Annotated in this window: 8 protein-coding genes; all 8 read right to left on the bottom strand. The window is 50.1% G+C overall.

The annotated features are described in order from the left end of the window. Positions 1-1,099 (bottom strand): elongation factor Tu (gene tuf / locus EA14781_RS11555; protein WP_001506638.1); only part of this gene is annotated, 1,099 nt, incomplete at its 3' end. A gap of 70 nt (positions 1,100-1,169) precedes the next feature. Beyond that, complete coding sequence (gene fusA / locus EA14781_RS11550) at positions 1,170-3,284, bottom strand: elongation factor G (RefSeq protein WP_000124700.1); 2,115 nt, start codon at positions 3,282-3,284, stop codon at positions 1,170-1,172. Positions 3,285-3,380: 96 nt separating this feature from the next. After that, positions 3,381-3,851, bottom strand: coding sequence for a 30S ribosomal protein S7 (gene rpsG / locus EA14781_RS11545; protein WP_001138043.1), 471 nt, complete (start codon positions 3,849-3,851; stop codon positions 3,381-3,383). A 96-nt stretch (positions 3,852-3,947) separates the two neighbouring features. Beyond that, positions 3,948-4,322 carry a 30S ribosomal protein S12 gene (gene rpsL / locus EA14781_RS11540; RefSeq protein ID WP_000246815.1) on the bottom strand — a complete coding sequence of 125 codons (375 nt, stop codon included), beginning with the start codon at positions 4,320-4,322 and terminating at the stop codon, positions 3,948-3,950. A 125-nt stretch (positions 4,323-4,447) separates the two neighbouring features. Further along, on the bottom strand, positions 4,448-4,735 hold the full coding sequence (gene tusB, locus EA14781_RS11535) for a sulfurtransferase complex subunit TusB (RefSeq protein ID WP_000903391.1): 288 nt from the start codon (positions 4,733-4,735) through the stop codon (positions 4,448-4,450). 7 nt (positions 4,736-4,742) lie between these two features. Next, positions 4,743-5,102 (bottom strand): sulfurtransferase complex subunit TusC, encoded by a 360-nt coding sequence (gene tusC / locus EA14781_RS11530; RefSeq protein ID WP_000820729.1) that lies wholly within the window; start codon positions 5,100-5,102, stop codon positions 4,743-4,745. Further along, positions 5,102-5,488, bottom strand: a complete 387-nt coding sequence (gene tusD, locus EA14781_RS11525) for a sulfurtransferase complex subunit TusD (RefSeq protein WP_001209700.1) — start codon at positions 5,486-5,488, stop codon at positions 5,102-5,104. Before tusD ends, tusC begins: the two co-directional genes overlap by 1 nt. Next, on the bottom strand, positions 5,488-6,210 hold the full coding sequence (locus tag EA14781_RS11520) for a helix-turn-helix transcriptional regulator (protein ID WP_002460819.1): 723 nt from the start codon (positions 6,208-6,210) through the stop codon (positions 5,488-5,490). Before EA14781_RS11520 ends, tusD begins: the two co-directional genes overlap by 1 nt. Positions 6,211-6,247 lie beyond the last annotated feature (37 nt).

The raw sequence follows: 6,247 nt of genomic DNA, 5'->3' as shown, positions 1-6,247 counted from the left end.
TCGGGTGGATCAGGGTAACAACCATTTTGATGTTGTCGCCCGGCATTACCATCTCTACGCCTTCCGGCAGTTCGATGGTACCCGTCACGTCAGTAGTACGGAAGTAGAACTGCGGACGGTAGCCTTTGAAGAACGGAGTATGACGACCGCCTTCATCTTTGGACAGAATGTACACTTCAGATTCGAACTTGGTGTGCGGCTTGATGGTGCCCGGCTTAGCCAGTACCTGACCACGTTCGATTTCTTCACGTTTGATACCACGCAGCAGAACACCTACGTTCTCACCAGCACGGCCTTCGTCCAGCAGTTTGCGGAACATTTCAACGCCAGTACAGGTAGACTTCTGAGTCTCTTTGATACCAACGATTTCAACTTCTTCGCCCACTTTGATGATACCGCGTTCTACACGACCGGTAACAACGGTACCACGACCGGAGATAGAGAATACGTCTTCGATCGGCAGCAGGAACGGCTTGTCAATCGCACGCTCTGGTTCCGGAATGTAAGAATCCAGGAAGCCAGCCAGTTCCAGGATTTTCGCTTCCCACTCTGCGTCGCCTTCCAGCGCTTTCAGAGCAGAACCACGAACGATCGGGGTGTCGTCGCCCGGGAAGTCGTACTGAGACAGAAGTTCACGAACTTCCATTTCAACCAGTTCCAGCAGCTCTTCGTCATCAACCATGTCGCATTTGTTCAGGAACACGATGATGTACGGAACGCCTACCTGACGACCCAGCAGGATGTGCTCACGGGTCTGCGGCATCGGGCCGTCAGTCGCAGCAACTACCAGGATCGCGCCGTCCATCTGAGCAGCACCGGTGATCATGTTTTTAACATAGTCAGCGTGGCCCGGGCAGTCTACGTGTGCGTAGTGACGGGTCGGGGTGTCGTATTCAACGTGGGAAGTGTTGATGGTGATACCACGCGCTTTTTCTTCCGGCGCGTTATCGATCTGGTCGAATGCGCGAGCAGCACCGCCGTAGGTTTTAGCCAGTACGGTGGTGATTGCAGCGGTCAGAGTAGTTTTACCGTGGTCAACGTGGCCGATAGTACCAACGTTAACGTGCGGTTTTGTACGTTCAAATTTTTCTTTAGACACGGCTATATTCCTTACTATAGTGCTCTCCCCTTCAGGAGAGAGCACGGGACTTTGGTATTAACCCTGAGGCTTATTTACCACGGGCTTCAATTACGGCCTGAGCAACGTTACTCGGCGCTTCATCATACTTCAGGAACTCCATGGTGTATGATGCACGACCTTTGGTCAGAGAACGCAGCTGAGTTGCATATCCGAACATTTCAGACAGCGGTACTTCAGCGTGGATCTTAACGCCAGTAACTTCAGATTCCTGACCTTTGAGCATACCACGACGACGGCTCAAGTCACCGATAACGTCACCGGTGTTCTCTTCCGGAGTCTCTACTTCAACCTTCATGATCGGTTCAAGCAGAACTGGTTTCGCTTTCTTAAAGCCTTCTTTAAAGGCGATAGACGCAGCCAGTTTAAACGCCAGTTCAGAGGAGTCAACGTCATGGTAAGAACCGAAGTGCAGACGAATACCCATGTCTACTACCGGGTAGCCTGCCAGCGGACCTGCTTTCAACTGTTCCTGGATACCTTTATCAACGGCCGGGATGTATTCACCAGGGATTACACCACCTTTAATGTCGTTGATGAACTCGTAGCCTTTCGGGTTTGAACCCGGCTCCAGCGGGTACATGTCGATAACAACATGACCATACTGACCACGACCACCAGACTGTTTCGCGTGTTTACCTTCAACATCGGTAACTTTCTGGCGGATAGTTTCACGGTAAGCAACCTGCGGTTTACCGACGTTCGCTTCAACGTTGAATTCACGCTTCATACGGTCAACGATGATGTCGAGGTGCAGTTCGCCCATACCTGCGATGATGGTCTGGTTAGATTCTTCGTCAGTCCATACACGGAAAGACGGGTCTTCTTTAGCCAGACGGCCCAGAGCCAGACCCATTTTTTCCTGGTCAGCTTTGGTTTTCGGTTCAACTGCGATGGAGATTACCGGCTCAGGGAATTCCATACGTTCCAGAATGATCGGCGCATCCGGGTCACACAGGGTGTCACCCGTAGTTACGTCTTTCAGACCGATAGCAGCAGCGATGTCGCCTGCGCGAACTTCTTTGATCTCTTCACGTTTGTTAGCGTGCATCTGAACGATACGACCGAAACGCTCACGTGCAGCTTTCACGGAGTTCAGTACGGTATCACCAGAGTTAACCACACCGGAGTACACACGGAAGAAGGTCAGGTTACCCACAAACGGGTCGGTAGCGATTTTGAACGCCAGTGCAGAGAACGGCTCGTCATCACTTGCGTGACGTTCAGCCGGAGTATCTTTACCGTCGTCCAGGATACCGTTGATCGCAGGTACGTCAACCGGGGATGGCAGGTAATCAATTACCGCATCCAGCATCGCCTGAACACCTTTGTTCTTGAACGCAGAACCACAGGTTACCAGGATGATTTCGTTGTTCAGAACGCGCTGACGCAGAGCACCTTTGATTTCTGCTTCAGTCAGTTCTTCACCACCCAGATATTTTTCCATCAGCTCTTCAGAAGCTTCAGCTGCGGATTCGATCAGGTTCTGGTGCCATTCGTTAGCCAGTTCAACCATGTCTGCCGGGATATCTTCGTATTCGAAGGTTACGCCCTGGTCAGCGTCGTTCCAGTTGATAGCTTTCATTTTCACCAGGTCAACAACACCAGTGAAATGTTCTTCAGCACCAATTGCCAGCTGCAGCGGAACCGGGTTCGCGCCCAGACGGGTTTTGATCTGGTTAACAACTTTCAGGAAGTTCGCACCCATGCGGTCCATTTTGTTAACGAACGCAATGCGTGGAACTTTATATTTGTTAGCCTGACGCCATACGGTTTCAGACTGCGGCTGAACACCACCAACTGCGCAGTAAACCATTACCGCACCATCGAGAACACGCATGGAACGTTCTACTTCGATTGTGAAGTCAACGTGTCCCGGGGTGTCGATGATGTTGATGCGATGCGGCTCATACTGCTTAGCCATACCAGACCAGAATGCAGTAGTCGCAGCGGAAGTGATGGTAATACCACGTTCCTGCTCCTGCTCCATCCAGTCCATGGTTGCAGCGCCGTCATGAACTTCACCGATTTTATGGTTTACACCGGTGTAGAACAGAATACGTTCGGTAGTAGTGGTTTTACCGGCGTCGATGTGCGCACTGATACCGATGTTACGGTAGCGTGCGATGGGTGTTGTACGAGCCATTTGTTTCCTCGTTTATCTTTTAGGCGTTCAATTTAAGTAGCCCAAAGCGGGCTGCTTACTGGAAGCGCCCGCCTGGTGACTAAAACTCCGAAGGGATTACCAACGGTAGTGTGCGAACGCCTTGTTGGCTTCGGCCATACGGTGAACGTCTTCACGTTTCTTAACTGCAGTACCTTTGTTTTCTGCAGCATCAGAAAGTTCGTTCGCCAGGCGCAGAGCCATGGATTTATCACCGCGTTTACGAGCAGCTTCAACGATCCAACGCATTGCCAGAGCATTACGACGAACCGGACGGACTTCAACTGGTACCTGATAAGTAGAACCACCAACGCGGCGAGACTTAACTTCTACAGTCGGGCGCACGTTTTCGAGAGCTACTTCGAATGCTTCCAGTTCAGATTTACCAGAGCGCTGAGCCAGGGTCTCCAGCGCGCTGTATACGATAGATTCAGCAGTAGATTTTTTACCATCTACCATCAGGATATTTACAAATTTAGCCAGCAGTTCTGATCCGAACTTCGGATCCGGCAGAATTTTACGCTGACCAATGACGCGACGACGTGGCATGGAAATACTCCGTTGTTAATTCAGGATTGTCCAAAACTCTACGAGTTTAGTTTGACATTTAAGTTAAAACGTTTGGCCTTACTTAACGGAGAACCATTAAGCCTTAGGACGCTTCACGCCATACTTGGAACGAGCCTGCTTACGGTCTTTAACGCCGGAGCAGTCAAGCGCACCACGTACGGTGTGGTAACGAACACCCGGGAGGTCTTTAACACGACCGCCACGGATCAGGATCACGGAGTGCTCCTGCAGGTTGTGACCTTCACCACCGATGTAGGAAGTCACTTCGAAACCGTTAGTCAGACGAACACGGCACACTTTACGCAGCGCGGAGTTCGGTTTTTTAGGAGTGGTAGTATATACACGAGTACATACGCCACGTTTTTGCGGGCATGCTTCCAGCGCAGGCACGTTGCTTTTCGCAACTTTGCGAGCACGTGGTTTGCGTACCAGCTGGTTAACTGTTGCCATTAAATAGCTCCTGGTTTTAGCTTTTGCTTCGTAAACACGTAATAAAACGTCCTCACACAATATGAGGACGCCGAATTTTAGGGCGATGCCGAAAAGGTGTCAAGAAATATACAACGATCCCGCCATCACCAGGCCAACTGGCTGGTGTGCTTAACCGTAAGTCTGACGAAATCAGTATAGTCAATCGGGATGATGTCGTTCGAAATTTGACCATCCAAACCGCGGGCAATAAGGTCTTCGTTAAGGGCATAGACCTTAATGGGGGCATTACGCAGGCTTTCAAGGAAACGGTTACCATCAACAGCGGCAGTGACGCCATCCTGCAATAGCAGCAACTCATCTCCTTCACTGACAAGACGCAGTAGCGCAGGAAAATCCGTCAGCCAGGGTGAGCGATGTAATGTATGCAGCATAGGCGTCTCAAAATCTCAAAATGACATCATAATTGCCGAGTTCCTGACGAAGTACTTCCGGTTCGAGGGGAGTGACCTCCACCACGAATGAAGTTTGCATGGCTAACCCACGTTCACGCAAAGAAGCCGCACAAACCCAACACCGTTCAATGTCATACAGGCCCAGCAGTTTAAAGGTGGCGATATAATCACGTGCCAGCACAGTATCAGGCTTTTGTCCTGGCAGAAGCTGAAAAACACCATCGGCGATAAAGAAGACCGCGAGTTCATCAGTTAAAGCGGAAGTGGCGAGTAAAGCATCTAATCCTTCCCGGCCTGAAGCTGTACCATGAGGCGCAGTAGAAAAAACAAACGCAATTCGTTTCATCAGAACTGTATCACCCTGTCACAGGTCAGCGAGGCTTCCGCCAGCGCACCAAGTCCGCTTAAGGTAAAGCCTGGCTGAAGGTTAGCTGATGTCAGACCTAATCTTCCTGCCTCAGTTTCATCGACAACACCACGGCGTAATGCTGCCGCCACGCAAATATTCAGCGCCACGTTGTGCTGTGTATTCAATTGTTGCCAGCCGCGCACGAGATCAAATTCATCACTCGCCGGTGAGGTCAACTGATTAGCGTTATAGACGCCTTCCCGGTAGAAAAAAACGCTGCTTAGCTCATGGCCTTCTGCTATCAGCGCCTGTGCAAACTGAAAAGCACTACTCGCCTGCTGCGTACCGTATGCCGGCCCGGTCACCACGATAGCAAAACGCATTACTTATCTTGCCCCTGGAAGTCGCCGTTTTTGAACTGGCGAATATAGAGATAGACAGTATGTTTGGAAATGTTCAGGCGGTCAGCAACCTGGTTGATGGCATCTTTGATATCGAAGATGCCTTTCTCATACAGATTTAGCACGATCTGACGATTTTTAGCGTTATTAGAAACATTGCGATCGGCGTTCACTTCTTCAATGGTGAACTCCAGCGTTTGCGTAACCAGATCTTCAACGGAAGAAGCAAAGTTGACGCTTGAACCAACGTCAGGAGTTTCAGGCGGCACAAAGGTGCTCATAATCTGCGAGAAAGGAACATCAAGATTCATATTGATGCATAACAGACCAATCACTCGTTGTTCGCGGTTACGAATGGCGATGGTCAGAGACTTCATTAATACGCCGCTTTTGGCGCGAGTAAAATAGCATTTAGAAACACTGCTATCCGCTCCCGTCATATCATGCAGCATACGTAGCGCCAGGTCGGTAATCGGTGAACCAATCTTCCGGCCTGTATGTTCGCCGTTAGCAATTCGAATGGCCGAACATTTTAAATCCTGCAAAGAGTGCAAAACGATTTCACAGTGGGAGCCAATGAGCATCGCTAACCCGTCCACTACCGCTTCGTAGGATTTCAGAATATCAAAATCGGTCTGGTCGAAAGGACGTTGGTCCAGTAAATCCAACTCACTGGTTTCGTTGGTTAAAAGCGACCTGGACATGAAAAAAAGCACTCCTTTTCAGGAACCTGTCGTTAAC

Source organism: Escherichia albertii NBRC 107761 = DSM 17582, from assembly GCF_000759775.1.
In the GTDB taxonomy this organism is placed as follows: Bacteria; Pseudomonadota; Gammaproteobacteria; order Enterobacterales; family Enterobacteriaceae; genus Escherichia; species Escherichia albertii.
Note: the sequence above shows the minus strand (reverse complement) of the source record. Positions and strands in the feature narration are given on the sequence as shown.

Excerpts from the sequence above, each read along its gene's own strand:
- tusD (WP_001209700.1), bottom strand. The coding sequence starts at position 5,488 with ATGCGTTTTGCTATCGTGGTGACCGGGCCGGCATACGGTACGCAGCAG.
- fusA (WP_000124700.1), bottom strand. The coding sequence starts at position 3,284 with ATGGCTCGTACAACACCCATCGCACGCTACCGTAACATCGGTATCAGT.
- tusC (WP_000820729.1), bottom strand. The coding sequence starts at position 5,102 with ATGAAACGAATTGCGTTTGTTTTTTCTACTGCGCCTCATGGTACAGCT.
- tusB (WP_000903391.1), bottom strand. The coding sequence starts at position 4,735 with ATGCTGCATACATTACATCGCTCACCCTGGCTGACGGATTTTCCTGCG.
- EA14781_RS11520 (WP_002460819.1), bottom strand. The coding sequence starts at position 6,210 with ATGTCCAGGTCGCTTTTAACCAACGAAACCAGTGAGTTGGATTTACTG.
- rpsL (WP_000246815.1), bottom strand. The coding sequence starts at position 4,322 with ATGGCAACAGTTAACCAGCTGGTACGCAAACCACGTGCTCGCAAAGTT.
- rpsG (WP_001138043.1), bottom strand. The coding sequence starts at position 3,851 with ATGCCACGTCGTCGCGTCATTGGTCAGCGTAAAATTCTGCCGGATCCG.